The organism is Arthrobacter sp. CC3 (assembly GCF_039907775.1).
GTDB lineage: Bacteria > Actinomycetota > Actinomycetes > Actinomycetales > Micrococcaceae > Arthrobacter.
In genome coordinates this window covers 53,056-72,905 of the sequence record NZ_JARCCY010000025.1, presented here as the reverse complement: position 1 = coordinate 72,905, position 19,850 = coordinate 53,056, and the positions used below count along the sequence as shown (strand labels likewise).

Genomic DNA, 19,850 nt, shown 5'->3' with positions numbered 1-19,850 from the left:
CATCGACCTCCCGGCCAGCGCTTTCCTCAGATCCATTCTTGGGGTGTTGCGTTTCCATCATGAACTCTCCGTTGGGTCCGGAGGAACCACATCGTTAATCAAACGTGCGTTTGGTAGATCAATGTTAACCATCCAAAATTCAACCTGTCAATGGCCGCCTTCCCGATCAGATTCATGGCCGGGGTGCATTCGGCGCCCGGGCCGCGACGTTCCCCGTGCTACGGCACGATCCTTGCGGCCGTGCTGTGGAAGTACTAGCGATGGTCGGCGGCAGGTGCTGATTTGTCGAAGCCGGCGCTGGGCGCGGTGGCCGGTTCTGTTTGGCTGCACCCCGGTGCCGACACTCTTCCGCTCCTGGTATTGGGTGAGAATTTCCCTCGGGCTATTGCCTGCCAACCATTTGGTAGATATCTTTACGTAGATCTAGTTCAGATCCAGGTCGGTCGGGTGCAATGTCAGGGGCAGCCGGAGACCATCCGGCCCTGAGCCTCGGCACTGATCGAGGCAACGGATCCGGCGCCCGGCCCCTGGCCGCACTTACTCGCAGGGGTAGGGCGGACGCAGCACATCTCTGGCAGATATAGCAATCGTTGGGCCAAGCCATGCCGCTTTCTGTATGCCTTGTGCATCGGGCAGGGAACAACTCTGGCCAATCTCGTGCCTCCGTCTCGGGAGCCTTCGCGCCCGGATCACAAAGAAGTCATCTCGCGTGTATTCACCATGAATCGGTTGGATGAGGCAATCGGTTCACAGGAGAACCACCGCATCCCAGTCAACCTCTGCGCAACAGGAGCTACATGAAGCAATACAAATTAGCCACACGACAGTTTCAGGAAGTGCCATGACCAGACCGCAAGAACTCGCAGCCCCGATCATGACTCCGATCGTGAGCGGCGTACGGATCCGTCATTTGTCCAAGACCTTTGGTGCCGTCAGGGCGCTGCAACAGGTGAGTTTCGACATTGAGCCGGGTGAGATCCACGCCCTCTGCGGCGGGAACGGCTCAGGAAAATCAACTTTGATCAAGATCCTCTCCGGGATCCATCAGGCTGAACCCGGCGGGCTATTGACCGTGGATGGGAACAAGGTGGATCCCCGCCATCTCAAGCCGGAGTCGGCGCGAGTCCTGGGGATCCGGACGATCCATCAAGATCTCGGAATTTTCCCGGACCTTAATGTCGGAGAGAACATCGCAATGGGAAGTGCCTACCCAACTAGGGGCGGCCGGATCAAGTGGGGGGCGGTGCGGTCCAAAGCCCGCCACCTGATTGATCGATTCGACATCCAAGCGGCTCCTTCCACGATTCTCGGTGACGTCAGCAGGGTTACCCAGACGCAGGTCGCCATCGCGCGAGTCTTGCAAGACGACATCCAGTCAGCAAGGGGGCTCCTAATCCTGGATGAGCCGACTGCGTCCCTCCCCATCCACGAGGTCCATATGCTTCTGGAGTCGCTGCGGCGCTATGCCAAGGCGGGCCAAAGCATCCTCTACGTGAGCCATCGGCTTGACGAGGTCCTCGAGCTGGCCGACCGCGTTTCGATCCTTCGCGACGGCCAATACCGAGGAACTTGGGACGCCGCCGATTTGGATGAGCACCAGCTGACACAACTCATTGCAGGACGCACTGTCGAGCGGATCGTTCGTGACAAATCCTCGTCAAAGGCTGACGACATTGTGGCCGAATTGATTGGAGTCACCGCCGGTCCTGTGGAGGATGCAAACTTGACGGTCCGGGCGGGAGAAGTACTGGGTTTGGCAGGCCTCCAAGGCTCGGGTCGGACTGAAGTTCTTCGCGTGCTCTTCGGGGATCTTCCCGTCGAGGCAGGCAAAGTACGACTCGGTGGGAAGGAAATCCATTTAAGCCACCCAGCCGACGCAATGAACGCCGGGGTGGCACTCGTGCCGGAGGACAGGGCAAGGGACGCAGCACTGATCGGGCTGCCGATCGCCGACAATCTGGCAGTGTCGGTGATTGAGAGCTACTGGGACAGACTTCGGATCCGGACAAAAAGCATCACATCCGATTCCGTATCTCTTGGAGAGACTTTCGGGATAAAGATCAACAGCGTGCAGGACAACATCGAAACCCTCTCCGGGGGAAACCAGCAGAAGGTTGTCCTGGCCCGCTGGTTGCGGCGGAATCCACGACTACTGCTCCTCGATGAACCCACGCAAGGAGTTGATGTCGGTGCGCGGGCGGACATCTACAAGCTGATCGACGACGCCGCATGCAAAGGCGCGGCAGTAATCGTCGTCGCCTCTGATCTTGAGGAATTGGCACTAGTTTCCGACCGGGCGTTGATCCTGCGTCGGGGCCGCATATCGGCAGAAGTCGCAGGAGAGAACTTGACGGCAGCAAACCTGTCAAAACTCATTTATGGCAAGGGAGAACCAAACTGATGGCAATAGCTGGAACAATCCAAAAGAAATCGGCAACGCGATCGACACTATCAAAGTGGAGTGTCGTTCTTGAAAGTGGCGGGTTGCTCATCATATTGGCCGCTCTCATCCTGTTCTTTGGTCTCAATCCAACAAGCGGCAGTGCATTTCTGTCCGGTGCAAATATCACCAATCTGTTGGGAAACCAGTCAGTGACGGGAATTGTAGCGTTGGCGATGGTCATCCCCCTGGTGTCCGGGTACTTCGACCTTTCCGTTGCCGCGGTTGCTGGCATGGCGAACGTGACAGTAGCCGCGACGATGTCGTCGTATGGCCTTCCCATTTACGCGGCGTTGCTTATTGGTATTGCCGTGGCGCTGGTTGCGGGATGCATCAACGGATACCTCGTTGCAGGTCTGCGGCTGAACGGGTTCATCGTAACGCTGGGAACGTACACGCTTATCGGCGGATTACTGCAGTTCTACACGAATGGCCATTCCATCTACGAGAACATTCCGGTGGCGCTAGGAGAGTGGGGCATGATCAAAATCTTCGGAGTTCCTTCACCGTTCTTCCTATTGATTAGCGTCGCCATCGTCGCATGGTACATCCTCATGCACACGCCGTTCGGCCGGCGCCTCGAAGCGATCGGTTCCAACGAATCAGCGGCACGACTAGTCGGCATTCGCGTGGACCGGAGCATTTTCACCAGCTTCGTGTTGTCTTCGCTGTTGGCCGGGGTGGCTGGCGTCCTGCTTACTTCGCGGAGCGGTGGCGCCGACCCGAACGCGGCGCCTGCATACCTCTTCCCTGCGTTGACGGCAGTGTTTCTTGGTGCCACGGCCATCCGTCCAGGCCGCTACAACGTGTGGGGCACGATTATCGGTGTGTTCCTCGTGGCTATCGCCGTCAATGGACTGACTTTAATGGGTGCCGACACCTGGATCACCCCTGTTTTCAACGGCGCGGCGTTGGTGGGTGCCATCGCGGTGTCAACGCTCATCGGCCGGCATCGGGCCCGCGCCGCGGACCGTACCTCAGCCAATGATGAATACGGACGCGGGCCGTCCAGCTCGGGCGGCGAATCACCCACGTCTGGGGCCGAGCTCACCCGCAACGGAGCGCGCAGCTAGCCACTTCGTGTGTCCCGCCGGCGAGACCTGACAGCGAGACCGCGTGTCAGGACCATGTTTCTAATCCGCATCAACCCAAAGTGCTCAATAGCACTGTCCCCTGAGGAGAAACTATATGTTCAAATCGAAGAACCCAATGCGCCGCGGCACGGGCGGTCTCATCACCGTTGCCGTGACCATTGCCTTGGCCGGTTGCTCCGGCGGGGCAACCGCATCCAGCCTGGCAACAGGAAGCGGTTCCACGCCCAGTGTCCAGGCCATCCGGACCCTCGCACAGTTGCACAAGGGGACGGAGACCGCGCCTCCCGCAAAGGGCCCCGCAGCAGTCGCCGGCAAGAAAGTCTGGTTCGTATCTTGCGGCCAGTCCATTCCTGACTGCTCGGTTCCCGCTGCGGCGGCGAAGGAAGCCGCCGGAACGCTCGGATGGGACTTCAAGATCGCTGACGGCGCGCTCAATGTTGGAGGTGCCAATGCGAGTGCTTTCCGCACCGCATTGGCCTCCAACCCGGACGCCATCATTGTCCATGGCATCAGTTGCGAAGCGATTCGGCAGCCACTCCTGGAAGCCAAGGCACAAGGAGTTCCCGTCATGGGGCTCGAATCCCTGGATTGCGATGGTCAGCCGCTCTTTACAGCAGAAATGAAATATGGGGATGAATTCCCTACCGTCAAGGACTACCTGTACAGCTGGGGGGTATGGGGAGCATCCTACCTGGCCGCGGGTGGGCAGGCACCCCGAATCATCGTGGAGAAGAGCGACGAACCGCTTCTGGCTGCCATCGGAAAGGGATTCACCGATACCCTGGCTTCCTGCAGCACCTGTAAGGTCATCACCGATATTTCCTTCATCTCGTCTGACTTGGTCACCAACGGCCCCCTGTCGCAGCGACTGCGCGCCTCTCTGGCGAAGAATCCGGATCTGACCGCGGTGTTCATGCCCGTCGACGTTAACATGGCCGGTGCCGACGGCGCCCAAGACGTGAAGCGGGCCGGCCTGCCCCAGCAGATCACTATTGCCGGAGGCACAGGAAGCCCCACGACTCTGGACATGATCCGTAGCGGAGCGGTCGCTGAAGTGACGGCCCATGACATTGGATGGCTCGCCTACGGGGCCATGGACAACCTTAACAGGACCTTCGCTGGCCAATCAGCGGTAAGTCAAGGTATCGGTGTCGTTGCTGTTGACAAGACCGCAAATCTCCCAGCCGTGCCCGGGTCGAACTATACGAGCCAAGTGGGATGGAAGGCTGCCTACACGGCACTCTGGTCCGGGAAGTAGCTTCCGGCCCCTGATGAGGAGCGGCCGTATTCCGGCTGCCGACAGGGTGGTTGAGTGCTGCATCCGACGCAAGTAACTGACCGGGGGTTTGGGCCTCGTGGAGGACCCAAACCCCCGCTCAGGTCGCGTGTACGCCGGCGGGAGGGCCGGAAAAAGTCCTTGGATCTCGACGTTCGGCATTCCACCCCGGCCCGCCTCCGGCGCTATTACGAGGCGCATCCACATGTGCTCCGACGTTGGCGCCCGGAGTAATGCTGTATGGCCCGGCCGGCATGATGCGTCTTCGCGTTTTTTAGCGGACGGGCCAGATCATGTACTCGTGACGTCGTGGAGCGAGGCCGGGGAAAAGTGCCCACACGTCCCGTCGTCCCAGTACCTTGCCCTGGAATTCGGTGGGGCTGAACGCTGCACGGCCTCTTGGGCCGACCCAGATTTGGATGCAGCGGACAATTTCTCTTTGGTCATTCGCCGTAGACCGCAATCAGTCGGCCCCTCACGCCGCCCTCTTCCAGACGTCGGAGACCGTCGGGGATTTCTTCGAAAGTGATAGGAGTCACCAGCAGTTCAAGTTCCCCGGTGCCCATAAGCCTATAGACATCCTCAGCGTCAGGCATGGAGCCTCCGAGCGATCCGAAGAGCTGCACCTGCTTTGTCACCAATAGGTCCGTGGGGATCAAGGCCTCGGCGCGTCCCAGACCGACCTGGACAACGCGACCGCCTGGAGTAATCGCCCTGATGGCTCCAGCCGTGGTCGTTCCGAAGCCGGCAAAGTCGATGATGATGTCCAGCTCGAAGTCGGCGAAGTCTTCGACGTCCCGCACGCACTTCTTAATGCCCCTCTCGAGAGCGAGAGGCCAAACGTCCTCGTTGATCTCGGCGGCATACACTTCAGCCCCGAGCAGCACCGAAATTCGAGCACCCGTCAATCCAAGGCCGCCGAGTCCGATAATGCCGACCCGTGAGCCATCCTTGACCCCGCCGACGCGGAGTGCATGCCTGGAAGTCTGTCCAGCATCGGTTCCGGCAGCAGCCTGCGCATAGGAAACCCCCTCGGGAATCCGCACCAGTTGTTCAACTTTGCCGATGACCTTCTTGCCAAAGCCTCCATCGGCCACCAAGCCGGGGGCATCCAGGCCGAGCCCGGCAATGCCAACCCGATCGCCCACGGAATAGTTCGCGACTCCTGGACCAAGCGCAGTGATGATGCCGGCAACTTCATGCCCGAGGACGATAGGGGTATGGGCAAGCATCCAGTCGATCTCGCCATGCATGAAGCCGACGTCGCTGTGACACAGCCCGGCTGCCTTTACGTCGACAACCACCTGATTCTCCTCAGGCTCCGGAACCTCCCGGTCGACCAACGTGAGAGGCTCCCCTGCTCCGGTGAACAGCCATGCTTTCATTGAACGCGCTCCTTCAATTCCGAGAGGTACAGCGGAGAAGCCACCATTGGCTCCTTGCCCAACACTATCAACCAGTCGTTTGGATGGTAAGTCCTCGAGGTAGGCTTCTATGAGCTCCTAGCGCTTTCCGTCCGGCCTTCGTGCAGGCGCGCCTCGTGGCATTTGACTCCAGCCTGCGGGCTCTCATCCACTTAGCCGCAGAGTCAAGCCGGCCGTGTTTCGAACCGTAAGCACTTAACTACTGAGCAGAAGCGCCAGTCTGGATGAGCACGACCAATGCACCGAGTGGGCTCTAAAGCCGCATGGTTCATCACGGGATCGCCGAGGGCACCATGAATCGTTGGCGCCGCCAGCGGGAGTCCAGGGAGCTGAGGTCCAGATCCGAAGACCTGGAAAAGGACCGGCGGTTGAACACCGGCGATAAGCAGTTGCTCAAACGCGTCTTGAAGGAAAACGAAATCCTCAGGGCTGAGCTGGCGCGGTCTAAGGCTGCCGTGGACAATCTGGGAAGTGCTCCCGCGCTCTTGGGCGCGATCGTCAAGAGCGCGGAGGCGACGGATCCAAAAGGAGGAGTCTGGGCTCGCCGGCCGGAGTGGCTGACGCCACAACTTGGAAAGGCATCGCCCTGACTTTGACCGGAAAAATGATCTCGGCTGGGTGGTCCGCGGTGACGGCTGGGCCAAATCGTCGACGTCACCCGCAACGCTACGTAAGAGGGCCATTGGGAAACCGATCCCTGCAAAGTGGCTCATTTATACACCAGGTCGACGTCTCGGCGATCCAAATAGTGCTAACCGGACACGCGCGGAAGGGCATGCTAAATAATGCTGCAGAAAGGCCCGAAAAAGCTCACTGGATTAGGCTATGGCCCGGGAGGAGTCTGTCGCCGACGAGCTCATTATTCAGGTCATAGCGTGGCTGAGTAAGGCTTCACGTGCGACTTGTTCTCATGGCCCGCGTGGTCACTGCGTTGCAGCCGGTGCGTTCTGGTCCGTCGCCGCGGCTGTTGCCACCCAGGCGGCCGGGCCGTCCGCTTCGCCCCTGCAGCGCCCACAGTCGCAGCTGCCATTGCGGTGTCTGCGTTCAACGGCGGAACCGCGATCGGCACCTGGCTCGGCGCAGCGGCCCTGGAATCGACGCTGGGTGTCATCGGACCACTGACCGTCGCGATCACTATGGCTGCAGTCGGCCTCCTTACGATTCTGGCCATGGCTGCAACGCGAATGACCCAGCCCTCAGAACTTGACGGTTAAGCGGCCCGGCCGGCAGGTCGTCACCACAATCCAGAACATTGATCTCCGGGCGGCTGGCACCTTAGAACCGCGGGGTATCTAGACGTTCCGGACGCTCACCGTGTCCGTTTCGTCGGCACTCGCGTCGTAGCTTACGGCGAGACCCGCCTCTACCGTCTTGAGGTCGAGGTAATCCCTCCAAGCGGCGATCTTCCCGTCGCGGATCTCCATCACACCTGTCACAGGAAGATCGACGGTCGGGTGCCCATCCCGGATCAGGTAGTCAATACGCTCGGTGAACACGGTCTCACCGCGTGACGCCATGGCCAAGGTCTCGATCTTGACCGTGAACGCGCCGAAGATCTCGGTGAGATAGGCCCTGATCGCATCCGTCCCCCGACGCGGCGGAAGCGGCATGTCGATGTACGAACCGTCCGCTGCAAAATAACCCACAATTGCCTCGATGTCCCGCTCCTCCCAGTGCTCGAAAAACTCCAAGACCAGACGTTCTTCATCCGTGAATGCTTCAACGGTCATCATCGACTCCCTCGCCGTATTATCAATCAACCGGTCGGTTGACTCCGTGAAAAAGATTGTAGCGTCCTGCTGATGGCGTGCGCCAGCCTACGTTTGGACGACCGGCGCAACCATCCACCATTCTCGAAAAGACCATTCGGCGACCGTTCAGGAGTGAGACGCCGGTGCTGGTCACCGTCGGACAACTTATCCATCCTCAGCTTTGTCGGCAGAAATCCTATTAGACACGGCGGCTTGCGGGACGTGCCCGGCTGTCTCTATTAACCTGACAACGTGTCCCTTTGTTGGGCCGCCCTGGACCGGAAACGGAACCAGGTCCATCCAGGCATGGACAACAGCAGTCCCGATGAGATGCTTCAGACGGAGGAAAGAGACATCAATGCTTGAACGATCCGGAGCACACGCCTTTCGCTACAACCTTCACGATGGCTCGCCGTTGCAGATGCAGTGGCTCTTTTACGGTCAGTCCGAACTGCCCGTGGCAGTGCAGACCTGGGAGCTGCCTCCCGGAGGCTTCGAGGGTATGCATTCACATGCTGAGCCCGGCCGCCCGCTGGAGGAGATTTATGTTGTCACCGAGGGCACGGGTCAAATGACCGTCGAAGACGAAACATATTCGATAGGAGTCGGTGACGCCGTTCTCGCAAGGGTTGGCTCCCGTCATGACCTGCGCAACACTGGCAAGGGGCCGCTCAAGGTTCTGGTCGTTTGGGGCGAACCCCGGACTGTCGACTACTCCAACTTCGGATCGGCCGAGACTGCACGGTTAGCAAGAACCGAGACCCCCTAATTAGAATGCCAGCGTTCCGCTAACACGTTCGGTGGAACACTGGCTTTGGCGGCTACACCGTACGATAGCCAAAGGGCTTAGCCGGCAGCGCTTCTCCCTCAAGGATTCCGGACATCTTTCAACACCGATAATGGATGGTTCTGCCGGTCATTGGGTGTTCGGTCCCTCGCGGGAGGCATCGGTTATAGCGTGGGACGGCACGAACCCGTCCCTTGTCCCGCTGTTGCCGGCGCAAAGACAAACCGCGTTCCCTCGGCGGGGGAGCGCGGTTGGTGTTGCGGGCTGCGCAGAATGGCCAATTTTTGGGGTGTGCACATTGTGCACTCTTTGGGCTTGGGACTGGGCCGTATTGGGGTCGGATCGGTCCGGATTGCCGAGGTTTTCGGGAGTTCCCAGTGTTTGCAGGGGCTGGAGTCCGGTTCGAGTCCCACCTCGGGCACGCATAACCCCTCGTCAGAGGGGTTTTTGCTTTAATGTGTGGACATTGTGCCTCGGCTGGTCCCTCTAACAGTGGCTGCGGACTGTGCCTGGCGCCGCGGTCGCCTATGCGGATGTGTGGGTGGCGGGTTCAGAGCCCTGGCTGGTGAGCCCTCCGCCTGCTGGAATCTAAGCTATTTGGCGTCCTTTCTTGCTGCTTCCGGTGGCCCGTTGTTGGCCTTCACTCGTTCATGGTCAAGAGTTGTGGTGACGACATGACGAAGCCGAATCTTCTTGTGGATTTTCCTCGGATAGCGGCTTCTGGGATGCCGGCAGGGGGCGCTCAGCGCGTGTTTGTCCCGCCAAAGGGGGTGTGCACATTGTGCACACCTTGGTGCATGGACGGCTTTCGACCTGCATTTTGGTCCCTTCCCACTGGCTCTGACGACACCAGTTCATGCAGGCCCCTGTTGCAGGGGACATGACTTTGGGCCTTGATCGTCGTTTTCGTGGGACGTTCCTGTCAGCGGGTACCTCTCATGGCGTATCTGTGGCCGGCGCACGATCCGTCGGCAGAGTTTAGGTGTGTGGGATCCGGACTCTTCTTCCTGCGGTGGTCCTGGTTTGTAGATTCGTGAGACCTGTCCCTGCTTTGACGCGCGTCTATCGTTTTTCTCGCGTGCGTACGCTCGGTGCCGTTCCCACTCAGAAAGGCTCCCGAGCAGACTTGCGGTATACGAGGCGGGTGCGGCGCTTCTCAGGTATGGGCCGGTCACCAATGGTCGTTAGGTGACCCCGGCGAGGAGCATGCTGGCGGCGCGCGCAGCGTGGTTGGCCGTTGCGGCCACCGCATGATCCTGTCAGATTTGTGCGTTGTTGTGATACATGGAGTCACCGCAGGGTGTGAGGGTCCGGAGTGCAACTTGGGGGACCGGGAGCGGTTCAAAGTTTCGGGAGGAAATAAGCGACGGGGGAGCGCCGAACGAAACTTTGGATCGTGAGCGGCGCGTAGCGCCCTGGTTGCGTGGAGGCCCCGCCCGGCGATGATGGGGATCAGAATGACGTAACGTTGCTTCCGGTGATTCATGGGCGCGGGGGAGTGGGGCGGCATGACGCAACGCGATCCTGGGCATGCCGCACGCAATTCGGCTCTGCGTCCTGAGAGACCTGGCAGGCCGCCGCCGTTACGCGGTTGTGGTGTACCGGATGATGGGACTCGTGAGTCCGGGAACGCCGCTGGTGTCGACATCGGCGCGCTGCTGAAGGGGTTGTCGCAGATTGGCGACTACCTGACAAAAGCTAGGGACTGGAGTCAGGGATCCTCGGCAAGCGACTCAGCCACTGACGTTTTGACTCGGCAGGTCGCGGGTGAGTTTTTGTGGCTCGCTTGGAAATCCTACTACTGCGAACTTGGTGATTCCCGAGGTTCAGCCCCGGGGGCATTTGCTTGATTTGTCCGTTCGAAGCAACCGCCATGCTCCGGCGTTTGCCTGGCCGGTAACGCAAATTCATCAGTGCGCACTTCCCGTCTCGTACGGATGGAGTGGACCAGCGCAGACATGCTGGAGTTTCTATAGAAGGCGAAGCGCCTCACCACCATGTCTTTCAACTCGCGGGATGCTCGACACGTCGATAAGACACTGCTCTGTCTTGAAAGCGCAGGCCTCCGGGTGTCTTTCAGCTTTGTTTCTCACGTGGCAGATTCTCTGGTTGTCTTCAAACGGTGTTGCAAGCCATTTTGGTCGGATATGCCAACTGGCGAACAATGCCTAGGACTCGAACCATCAACTAGCAGATCGGTAGCGGCCGGGTTCCGCCAAGACGACGTGCCCACAGTTATCGACAAGCGGGACCGTGCCAGCCGACTCGGATTCGACAAGGCCCTGAAGTTCAAGCAACCACTGCGGGTCGGACTCCGAAGCCTCGACGGCGGTGCCACGAGTTACTGGCCCGGGAAGGAGCGGATACGTCCACACATACGTCGCTCCCTGACCTGACAGGCGGGCCGTCGGGGTCACGGTCCGAGGTTCTCGGCCGCCGCCCTGAGGATGAGGGCCATGGACGTTGCCCCTGCGTCCGCGTGGCCGACCGTGCGTCCGCCCAAGTAACTGGCCCTCCCCTTTCTTGCCGTCAAGTTCACGGTTGAGTCACGGCCTTCCTCGGCCGCTTTGGCTGCCAGCTGCAGTGAATCCACGAGGGATCGTCCCTCGCTCTGTGCGTTTGAGTAGGCTTCGACTGCCGGGGCCAACGAGTCGTAGAGCGTCTTATCGCCTACTTGGACCTGGCCGCGCTCCGTGATTCCACGGGCCGCAGCCTCCAACGCCTCCCCGAGGGCTGCGCGGTCCAGCTCTCTGTCCTGTCCGGCTGCCAGCGCCATGCGGAGGAAGAACGTCCCGTAGAGTGCTCCGCTGGACCCGCCGACCTGGCTCACCAGGGTCGTGCCGACTTTCTTGAGGACGGCGGCCGGCGTGTCTCCAGGTTCGGAGCCGAGCAGGGTACGGACGCCTGTGAATCCCCGGCGGAGGTTCGAGCCGTGGTCGGCATCGCCACAGGTCGAGTCCAACTCGTTGAGGAGCTCAAGGTTCTCGTCGATGACTCTTGCGCATTCCAGCACCCAGTCCACCATTTTCTTGGCGCTGACAGTCGGGCTTTCATTGATGGTCGTTTCAGTCATTTCATTCTCCCCAGCGGATTGAAGGTGTGCTCACGGGGGCATCCCAGAGTTTGGTCATTTCTTCATCAAGTTCAAGGACAGTGAGGGCGGCGCCCGCTTGGTCCAGTGATGTCAGGTAGTTTCCGATCAGCCGGCGCGCCGGCCTGAAGCTCCGTTCACGAAGCAGTGCCTCCACTTCGCCGTATAGCACGTAGAGCTCGCTTAGGGGCGTGGCGCCCATGCCGTTGATGAGGACCAGTACGTCGGCGCCGCCGGCCGGCTGCAGGTCTGAAATAACTTCCTCGACCATGACTGCGGCGATTTCACGTGCGGTCAGCATCGGAACCCGTTCCCGGCCTGGTTCGCCGCTGATGCCTATGCCAAGCTCGATGGTTCCGTCCGGAAGTGCGAAGATGGGCCTGCCACGCAGGGGCGGGGTGCAGGACGAGAGCCCGACTCCGAAACTCCGTGCCCGGTCGTTCACCCGGCGGCCCAGGCTGGTGAGGGCGTCGAGCCGGTCGCCCCGTTCGGCGGCGGCGCCGACGATCTTCTCTACCAGAATGGTGGCTCCCAGACCACGACGTCCGGCAGTGCCCGGTACGCCCTCTACCGCGACGTCGTCGTTAATCAGTACGGTTTCGATGGTGAGGTCCTCAAACGCCAGCAGCTCGGCAGCCATTCCGAAATTCATTACCTCGCCACTGAAGTTCTTGATGATGTGCAGCACTCCTGCGCCGGAATCCGCGGCCTTGGTGGCTGCCACGATCTGGTCCGGGTTCGGCGATGTAAAGATTTCACCGGGGCAGGTTGCATCGAGCATTCCGCGGCCGACGAAGCCGTTGTGCAGTGGCTCGCATCCGGAGCCTCCGCCGGCAACTATGCCCACTTTGCCCGGCATGGCCGGGGCAGTCCGGACTACGATCCGCTGCTCGGCGTCGAATCGGAGGTATTCCGGATGGGCGGCTGCCAGGCCCTGGAGATATTCGGTCACTACGTCTGCCGGGTCATTGATGAGTTTTTGCATTGTTCAACCTTCGGTGGCTACAGGCATTCGTTTCGCGAATGGTTCGCGAGACTCCGTCAGGAGGGGTAGCGCGGTGCCGCCCGGGGAGTCACGGCCGGCACCGCTGGCGAATCAGTAGGACTTCGGCGGACGCATCGCACCCTCGATGTAGGCCTTGGCGGCGGCCACGTTTTCTTTGGTGACAACGCGGGTGGGCACTTCAATGACCTTTGCGACGGTTTCACCCAAGACGACGCTGCGGAATACTGCGTCGATGAAGGACCGGCCCTGGTCCACGGATCCGACGTCGACGGTTGCCGTCAGCTTTCCCGCGGCGATGGATTCCATGCCGGAGAGGAGCCCGTCGGCACCGACGATGACAACGCCCTGCTGGCCGTCCCACTGCTTGAGGCCGGCTGCATCCACGGCTTGGGAGGCGCCAAGCGCCATGTCTTCGTTTTCGCCATAGATGGCATCGATGTCCCGGTTGCGGGTCAGCAGGTCCTGTGCGGCGTTGAGGCCTTTGTCGCGGAGATATCCGCCGTCGGCGCTGCCGACAACTTCGAGGCCGGGGTTCTCGCGCAAGGCTTTTTCGAAGCCGATCTGCCGGGCTTTGGACCAGTCGGAGCCGGACGGGCCCATGATCTGGATGATCTTGCCTTTGCCGCCCAGGGTCTTGGCGATGAACGTCCCTGCAAGGTAGCCCGACTGCCAGCGGTTGTCGTAGCCGATGTTGGAAACGGTGTTGATCTTTTCCTCGTCGTAGAGTTCCACAGGCTGGTTGAACTGGAATACGCGGGTGCCGCTGCTGCTGGCCTGGCGGTATACGTCCTGCATCGTGGCGAAATTCGCCCCTGTGCATACAAGGACGGCGTCAAACTTTCGGGCCGTCCAGCCGCGGACAATGCTGACCTGCTGTTCGACGGCGTCAAAGTTGCCGGTGGGTGCGGACCGTTCCCACTTCCAATTGATGCCATAGGTCTGTTCGAGTTCGGCCATGCGCCCGAAGGCTGCCTTCTCCATTTGGTTGAACATTTCGGACAGGATCGGTGGAGTCCAGCCGAGTTGCACCGTGCGGCCGTTGACCAGGCTCTTGATGGCGGAGTCGTAGGCCGGGTTGTTGATGCCTGCGGAACCGGCTCCCCCTGCCGCTGCTGCTGACCCTCCGGTCGTAGTGACCGTGGAGCAGGCGGAGAGCAGGCTTGCGCCGGCGAGGGCACCGAGGCCAAGGCCGGCGCTGCTGAGCAGATTGCGGCGGGAGGGCTGCTGGTCGGATGCTTTGGAACGGATCATCTGTTTCACCTCATTGTGATGGTTCTTGCGAACAGTGGATACTTGCGATGCGGTGGATCCCGGGGCGGATTGCCCCGGCGGGTGTTACGTGGTTACTTGTCCGATGGCTGCCGGGTCCGGTCAGGTGACGGCGAGCCGGCCTGCGGACCGGATTGAGCGTTCCCGGAGCAGGGCGCTGGCCCGGTCGAAGACGACCGCCAGCAACAGCACGGAGCCCGTAACGACTTGCTGCCATGTGGAACTGACTCCCGAGATGTTGATGGCGTTGGCTGTGATGCTCAGAACCAGTGCGCCCAGCACGGCGCCGAGGGCGTGCCCGCGGCCCCCTGTCAGTGCCGCGCCGCCGATGATCGCGGCAGCAATGGCAGCGATCTCGTACCCGAGTCCCATGGTGGGCGCCACGGTGGTTGTGCGTCCGGCCATCAGCATGCCGGTCAGCCCTGCCATGAGACCGCTGATCACGTAGGCCGTGATTTTGACGCGGTCCACAGGGACACCCGAGAGGAGTGCGGCGTGCGGGTTGCTGCCGACTCCGTAGGCGTGCCGTCCGAAGCTTGTTTTTCGCAGCACGAAGATGATGGCAAGCACGGCTGCGGCAGCGATGATGATCGGTACGGTGATGAATCCGAAGGGCCGCTCCAGGCCGCTGATGACGTAATACTCCGGCAGCATGTAGCCGATGAAGGGCACGCCGTTGGTCCACAGGAAAAGGAGCCCACGGGCTATGCCGAGCATGGCGAGAGTTGCGATGAAGTCCGGCAGTCCCAGGCGCGTGATCATCAGACCGTTGGCCAAGCCGAGGACCGCCCCGGCACCTACCGCGGCCAGCAGCCCGAGGATCAGCGGGGCGCCGGAGTTGATGGAGTACGCCCCGACTCCTGCGCTGAGACCCATGATCGAGCCGACGGAAAGGTCGATGCCGCCGGTGATCAGTACGACCGTCATGCCCAGAGCCAGCAGCAGGACGAAGACCATCTGGTTTGCGACATTCCCGGCGTTGATTGCGCTGGGGAATGTGGGGAAGGCGATCGACATGCTGATCACCAGGACGGCGACCAGCAGCAGGGCACCTGCGCTGGGGTTTTGCAGGGCTTTGCCCCACCGCGTTCGAGAAATGCCAATGACTGAACTGGTACTCATCAGAGATTCCTTGCTCCGGAAGTGATTTCGTGGTTGCCGGCCCCGGCAGGCTGGGCTTCGATCGGGGCTGCCGCGGCTGGGGGCCGCCGGGCTTCGGCCTCAAGGCCGCCTCCGCTGATATCGTGATTCTGTTTCCGTGCCAGGGATCTCAGCTGTCCGGCGATGAAGTGTTGTGTGGCGCGGTCAAACGCGACGGCGATAACGATGCTGGCGCCAGTGACGATGTTGAACCACAAGGGATCCACACCCACCAGTTGAAGCCCTTGGCTTAGCGTGGCGAGGAAGAGGGCGCCAATCAGGCTGCGCCAGACACTCCCGCGGCCCCCAGAGAGCGCAATCCCGCCCAGGACTGCAGCGGCTATGGCACTGAGTTCGTATCCCTGACCCAGGCCGGGCTGGACCGAGTTCAAATGCGAAGCCAGCAGGACACCGGCGGCACCGGCGATCACGCCCGACAACAGATACACGCTGAAGTTGGCTCTGCGGATGCTTGTGCCGGCGAGGAATGCTGCCTGCGGGTTCGTGCCGACTGCGAACAGGCTTCGGCCGTACGGTGTGGCCAACAGGACCCATTCGAGGATGGCGATGATCACCAGGGTGATCACCAGCCCGGTAGGAATTCCGAGGATGCTGCCTTGGGTCAGGGCCAGAAAGGTTTCGGAATCCACACCGGTCAACTGCGTCCCGGAGGTGATAACCTGCAGTGCCCCGGCGCCGATACTCAGAGTCGCCAGTGTCACGATGAAGGCGTTGATCTGCAGGATTGCAATGAAAAATCCGTTGATTACCCCAACCACAACCCCCGTGCCGATTCCGGCCAGGACGCCGATGGGCCAGGGTGCACCGTTCATGATTGTCATGAGCGTCATCGCGGCGCTGAGACCGGTCGTGGAACCCACCGAAAGGTCAATGCCCCCCACGATCAGCACGTAGGTCATGCCGGCCGCCAGAAGAATGACAAACACTGATTGAATCAACAGGTTCCGGATATTTTCTCCGGTAAAGAAGAACGGGGAGGCCGCGGTGAAGAACACCGCGGCGGCAACCAGTGCGGCTGCGATCGGCAACCCGTCAATCGAGGCAATACGGACCAGCCGCTCACGGGCGCTCATGCCAATTCTTCCTTGGTGTCTGCGGCTGCAGCGTGGCCGGTTTCGCGGGCCGCCATGGCCATGATGGTTTCCGCAATTTCGCTTTCTGACCCGAGGCAACCGGGTCTGTCCGCACCCGCCAGCTCGCCCACCAGGCGCCCTTCGCGCATTACCGCGATCCTGTCGCTGAGGTTGAGGAGTTCAGGCAGTTCCGAAGAAATGACGACCGCGGCCCCGCCTTGGTCGACGAAGTCGTAAATGAGGCGGTAAATATCAGTCTTCGCGGCGACGTCAACGCCTTGTGTCGGCTCATCGAATATCATCAGCGACGGTCCCGAGAAGAGGCACCGGGCCACGATTGCCTTCTGCTGATTTCCGCCGCTTAGATTGACGATTTTCTGCTGTTCGCTGCTGGACTTGATGCCCAGGTCCCGGATGGCTTCCTTGGCCAGACGGTTCTCCCGGCCGCGGTCCAGCACGATGTTGTTGCGGCTGACCTTGCCGAGATCCGTGATTGAAATGTTCTTGGCGATCGACATCGTGCCGAGGATCGATTGCGTCTTGCGTTCTTCCGGGACCATGGAGATCCCCATCCGTGTGGCGTGCCGGGGACTGCGGATGGTGACTTCCTTGCCGTGGAGGAACACCGACCCGGAGTCCGCCCGGTCGGCCCCCAGAATGATTCGGCCAAGTTCGGTGCGGCCAGCGCCCGCGATGCCCGCCAGACCCAGTATTTCTCCGCGTCTTATGCTCAGCGAAATGTCGCGCAGCAACGGGTACCTGCTGACGTGCTCCAGCCGGAGGAACTCGTCTCGGCTGTTGGATTGGATGCGTTCGCTCCGGTCGTGCACTCTCAAGTGTTCGCCTTCAGTGCGTTTGCGGCCGACCATCAGCCGGACCAGTGAATCCGGTGAATGTTCCGCAGGGTTGACCGAGGCGACCAGGCGGCTGTCCCTCAGAACCGTGATCACATCCGCGAGGCCGAACAGTTCGTCCAACCGGTGGGTGACCCACAGAAGCGCCACACCGCGGTCGCGCAGCCGTGCCATGTGCTCGAACAGCAGCTGGCGTTCGCTTTCCTCCAGCCCCGAAGTGGGTTCGTCAAGGATCACCACGCGGGCGTCGAACGCCAGCGCCTTCAGGATCTGCACGACGTGCTGCTTCAGCGCGCCGAGTGCGCCAACCGGACTGTCAAGATCAGCCGCGGTCAGACCGAATTCCCCGCACAGGCTTTCAACCCGCCGCCGCATTGCGCCTTCATCGAGCAGCAGCCCCCGCCGCAGTTCACGGCCAAAGTACACGTTCTGGACGACTGTCAGGTCCGGGGCGAGTGTTTGTTCCTGGTAAATGGTGCTAATTCCCAGTGCCTGGGCTTGCTTGGCCGAGTTGAAGTGCTGCTTCACTCCGTCAACGAACAGCTCGCCGCTATCGGGGGTGCTGATGCCGGACAGCAGACCGATGAGGGTCGATTTTCCTGCCCCGTTTTCGCCGAGCAGGGCGTGAATCTCGCCGGCTCTGAGTTTGATGTCGACGCCGTCGAGGGCGACGACTCCCGGGTAGCGCTTGCCGACCCCGCGTGCTTCGATCAGCACCGGAAGTCCGTCCGGCGGGCTCGTGACCTCTGCCTGCACAACATCGTGAGACATTAGGGCTCCTTTGGATTGGTCATGTTTGTGGGTTCCGGACCAGGTATCACTTCCTGCTGAATACAGGAGATCCGGTGAAGAGATGATCAGGTGGTCTGAACTCTTTCATGCCGGAAAATTTCTGTCAATGGTGTTTTTCCGGTGCTGTCTGCCGACCGGCGGAAGGCAGTCGGCAGCACCCTGGCCCGCAACAGGCCAGGGTGCTGCCATGGAGAGTAGGTGCGGGTTCTGCCTAGTGTTTCGCGGGTTCTTTCTCATTGAGGAATTCGATGATGTCGCGCTCGACTTCCCGCAGATGGTTCACCACGGCGGTGCGCGCGTCGCGTACACGGCCGGCGGTGACCGCCTCGACGATCAGAGTGTGGCCGGTGTGGGCAGCGGCGCGGCGGCCCGGCAGGCGGATGACGCGGTGGGAGTATGTATCGAACAGCGGTGCAATGCTCTCCGAAAGGTGCAGCAGCAGCGGGTTCCGGCTGGCGCCGGAAATGCCGCGGTGGAGTTCGCCGTCGAGGCGGATGAACTCGTCGTCTGAAATAGCCGGGTTCCCGGCCCGTTGCAGAATGTCCCGCAGACGGCTGGATTCCTCTTCGGTGATGCGTTTGGCGGCCAGTCCTGCAGCCTCACGCTCCAGGGCCAGCCGGACTTCGAACAGATCCGGCACGGTGTAGTCCTCATCGAGGTACATGTCGGCGGGACCGAACACCTTCTTGGTGTTGCTGACCACGAACACACCCACGCCATGGTCGGTCCGGAGCAGGCCGCTGGATTCGACCGTCCGGAGAGCCTCGCGCATGGAGCTGCGGCCCACGCCGAACTCTTCGGCGAGGGCCCGCTCGGTCGGCAGCTTGTCCCCGATGCTGTACTGGCCTTCCAAGATCAGGCGCTCGAGCTGTTCGGCCACCGAGTCCGCCAGCTTGAGTCGCTGTACACGCTCGATGGTTCGTGTGGAACTCATGGATTTCCTCTATTCTGACTGCGTGGTCCGGTGATATGAACACTAGCCATTATGGATCAGGTACGCCACCCTGGATGGTGCGGTGTACCGCGCCCGGAAGTCCCGGTTTGCATGCGGGACTCCGGGCGCGGGACCTGGACGTGCAGGCTCAGGCTTCGGGCTCGCGGAACGTTGAAACCTTCAGATGGGGTATGAGGTCTTCCCAGTCGAAGTCGCCTTCCATGAAGTATTCGTGCGTGGTGTATGTCCCGTCCATGGTGTCTTTCAGGGATTTCGGTCCGGGGAACCCGATGAATTTCCAGCCCATCTGCTCCTTGTTCCCGCCGTAGACGGGATCCCCGTAGAACCCCTGTTTGGTGTGGAGGCACAGTGCCGGAAAGAACTCCAGCCCTTCGTCGAAGGACCCTTGGAGGAAGGTGGTCACCGCCTCTTTGGTTCCCAATGTGACTTTGCCCGGTTTGGGTGCGCCGGAGATGACTTCCAGGACCCGGTCCTGGTCCTCCTCGGACAGTTCCTTGAAGAGTCCGCCGTGTTCCAGAACGGACACGTCGTCCAGATTGCGCAGGCCTTCGCGGTAGGTCCTCTGCATGTCGGCCATCCGGGCGCGCCATGCGTCGGCGTAGCGTCCGCTCATTTTCAGGAAGCCGCTGCCATCGGCCGCGGCATAGACGTAGTCAATGCCTGAGAGGTAGCGATCGATGAAAACAACGACCCTGGCTTCGCGGGCGCCCGGATCCTGGTCGGTGGGGATGATGCGGGCGGCGGCGGCCTCAACGGTCTCCCATTCATGCTCGGTAAAGAACAGCCGCTCCTCCGAGTCCGGATCGACGGGGCCGTTGATGACCGGCCAGTCAGCTTTCAGTGTCATGATGTGCTCCTTCTGCTTTTCCTGCCGTTG

At 61.0% G+C, this 19,850-nt stretch carries 16 protein-coding genes; 6 read left to right on the top strand and 10 right to left on the bottom strand.

Annotated features, from left to right (window positions below; genetic code table 11):
* Nucleotides 1–841 precede the first annotated feature (841 nt).
* The 3 genes from PV761_RS15510 to PV761_RS15500 all read left to right on the top strand — a co-directional run bounded on the left by PV761_RS15510 (nt 842) and on the right by PV761_RS15500 (nt 4,792).
* A complete protein-coding gene (locus PV761_RS15510; protein WP_347898048.1) occupies nt 842–2,401 on the top strand; it encodes a sugar ABC transporter ATP-binding protein in 1,560 nt (519 codons plus the stop codon).
* Nucleotides 2,401–3,513: an ABC transporter permease gene (locus PV761_RS15505; RefSeq protein WP_347898046.1), complete on the top strand. Its 1,113-nt coding sequence runs from the start codon at nt 2,401–2,403 to the stop codon at nt 3,511–3,513. The genes PV761_RS15510 and PV761_RS15505 overlap by 1 nt, the downstream gene beginning before the upstream one ends.
* A 115-nt stretch (nt 3,514–3,628) precedes the next feature.
* Nucleotides 3,629–4,792 carry a substrate-binding domain-containing protein gene (locus PV761_RS15500; RefSeq protein WP_347898045.1) on the top strand — a complete coding sequence of 388 codons (1,164 nt, stop codon included), beginning with the start codon at nt 3,629–3,631 and terminating at the stop codon, nt 4,790–4,792.
* Between the two features lie 461 nt (nt 4,793–5,253).
* On the opposite strand, the gene PV761_RS15495 is transcribed toward PV761_RS15500, so the two are convergent.
* Nucleotides 5,254–6,195, bottom strand: a complete 942-nt coding sequence (locus PV761_RS15495) for a zinc-binding dehydrogenase (RefSeq protein ID WP_347898043.1) — start codon at nt 6,193–6,195, stop codon at nt 5,254–5,256.
* Nucleotides 6,196–6,602: 407 nt separating this feature from the next.
* On the opposite strand from PV761_RS15495, the gene PV761_RS15490 reads away from it, so the two are divergent.
* Nucleotides 6,603–6,824 (top strand): hypothetical protein, encoded by a 222-nt coding sequence (locus tag PV761_RS15490; RefSeq protein ID WP_347898042.1) that lies wholly within the window; start codon nt 6,603–6,605, stop codon nt 6,822–6,824.
* Nucleotides 6,825–7,268: 444 nt separating this feature from the next.
* Nucleotides 7,269–7,448, top strand: a complete 180-nt coding sequence (locus PV761_RS15485) for a hypothetical protein (protein WP_347898040.1) — start codon at nt 7,269–7,271, stop codon at nt 7,446–7,448.
* 78 nt (nt 7,449–7,526) lie between these two features.
* Here PV761_RS15485 and PV761_RS15480 read toward each other — a convergent pair whose 3' ends face one another.
* Entirely contained in the window at nt 7,527–7,964 is a 438-nt protein-coding gene (locus PV761_RS15480; protein ID WP_347898038.1) for a limonene-1,2-epoxide hydrolase family protein, read from the bottom strand.
* A gap of 379 nt (nt 7,965–8,343) precedes the next feature.
* On the opposite strand from PV761_RS15480, the gene PV761_RS15475 reads away from it, so the two are divergent.
* On the top strand, nt 8,344–8,754 hold the full coding sequence (locus tag PV761_RS15475; protein WP_347898036.1) for a cupin domain-containing protein: 411 nt from the start codon (nt 8,344–8,346) through the stop codon (nt 8,752–8,754).
* Nucleotides 8,755–11,185: 2,431 nt separating this feature from the next.
* Here the strand turns inward: PV761_RS15475 and dhaL are convergent.
* From dhaL to PV761_RS15435, 8 genes are all read right to left on the bottom strand, one after another.
* Nucleotides 11,186–11,845, bottom strand: a complete 660-nt coding sequence (gene dhaL / locus PV761_RS15470) for a dihydroxyacetone kinase subunit DhaL (RefSeq protein ID WP_347898034.1) — start codon at nt 11,843–11,845, stop codon at nt 11,186–11,188.
* 1 nt (nt 11,846) lies between these two features.
* On the bottom strand, nt 11,847–12,848 hold the full coding sequence (gene dhaK, locus PV761_RS15465) for a dihydroxyacetone kinase subunit DhaK (RefSeq protein WP_347898032.1): 1,002 nt from the start codon (nt 12,846–12,848) through the stop codon (nt 11,847–11,849).
* A gap of 111 nt (nt 12,849–12,959) precedes the next feature.
* On the bottom strand, nt 12,960–14,120 hold the full coding sequence (locus tag PV761_RS15460; protein ID WP_347898030.1) for a sugar ABC transporter substrate-binding protein: 1,161 nt from the start codon (nt 14,118–14,120) through the stop codon (nt 12,960–12,962).
* Nucleotides 14,121–14,240: 120 nt separating this feature from the next.
* Nucleotides 14,241–15,260 carry an ABC transporter permease gene (locus PV761_RS15455; protein WP_347898028.1) on the bottom strand — a complete coding sequence of 340 codons (1,020 nt, stop codon included), beginning with the start codon at nt 15,258–15,260 and terminating at the stop codon, nt 14,241–14,243.
* A complete protein-coding gene (locus tag PV761_RS15450; RefSeq protein WP_347898026.1) occupies nt 15,260–16,372 on the bottom strand; it encodes an ABC transporter permease in 1,113 nt (370 codons plus the stop codon). Before PV761_RS15450 ends, PV761_RS15455 begins: the two co-directional genes overlap by 1 nt.
* The gene (locus PV761_RS15445) at nt 16,369–17,997 is read right to left on the bottom strand and encodes a sugar ABC transporter ATP-binding protein (protein ID WP_347898024.1); all 1,629 of its coding nucleotides are present in this window, start codon (nt 17,995–17,997) and stop codon (nt 16,369–16,371) included. Before PV761_RS15445 ends, PV761_RS15450 begins: the two co-directional genes overlap by 4 nt.
* A gap of 232 nt (nt 17,998–18,229) precedes the next feature.
* A complete protein-coding gene (locus PV761_RS15440; protein ID WP_347898022.1) occupies nt 18,230–18,952 on the bottom strand; it encodes a FadR/GntR family transcriptional regulator in 723 nt (240 codons plus the stop codon).
* A 148-nt stretch (nt 18,953–19,100) separates the two neighbouring features.
* The gene (locus PV761_RS15435; protein WP_347898020.1) at nt 19,101–19,820 is read right to left on the bottom strand and encodes a gluconate 2-dehydrogenase subunit 3 family protein; all 720 of its coding nucleotides are present in this window, start codon (nt 19,818–19,820) and stop codon (nt 19,101–19,103) included.
* Between the last annotated feature and the right edge of the window lie 30 nt (nt 19,821–19,850).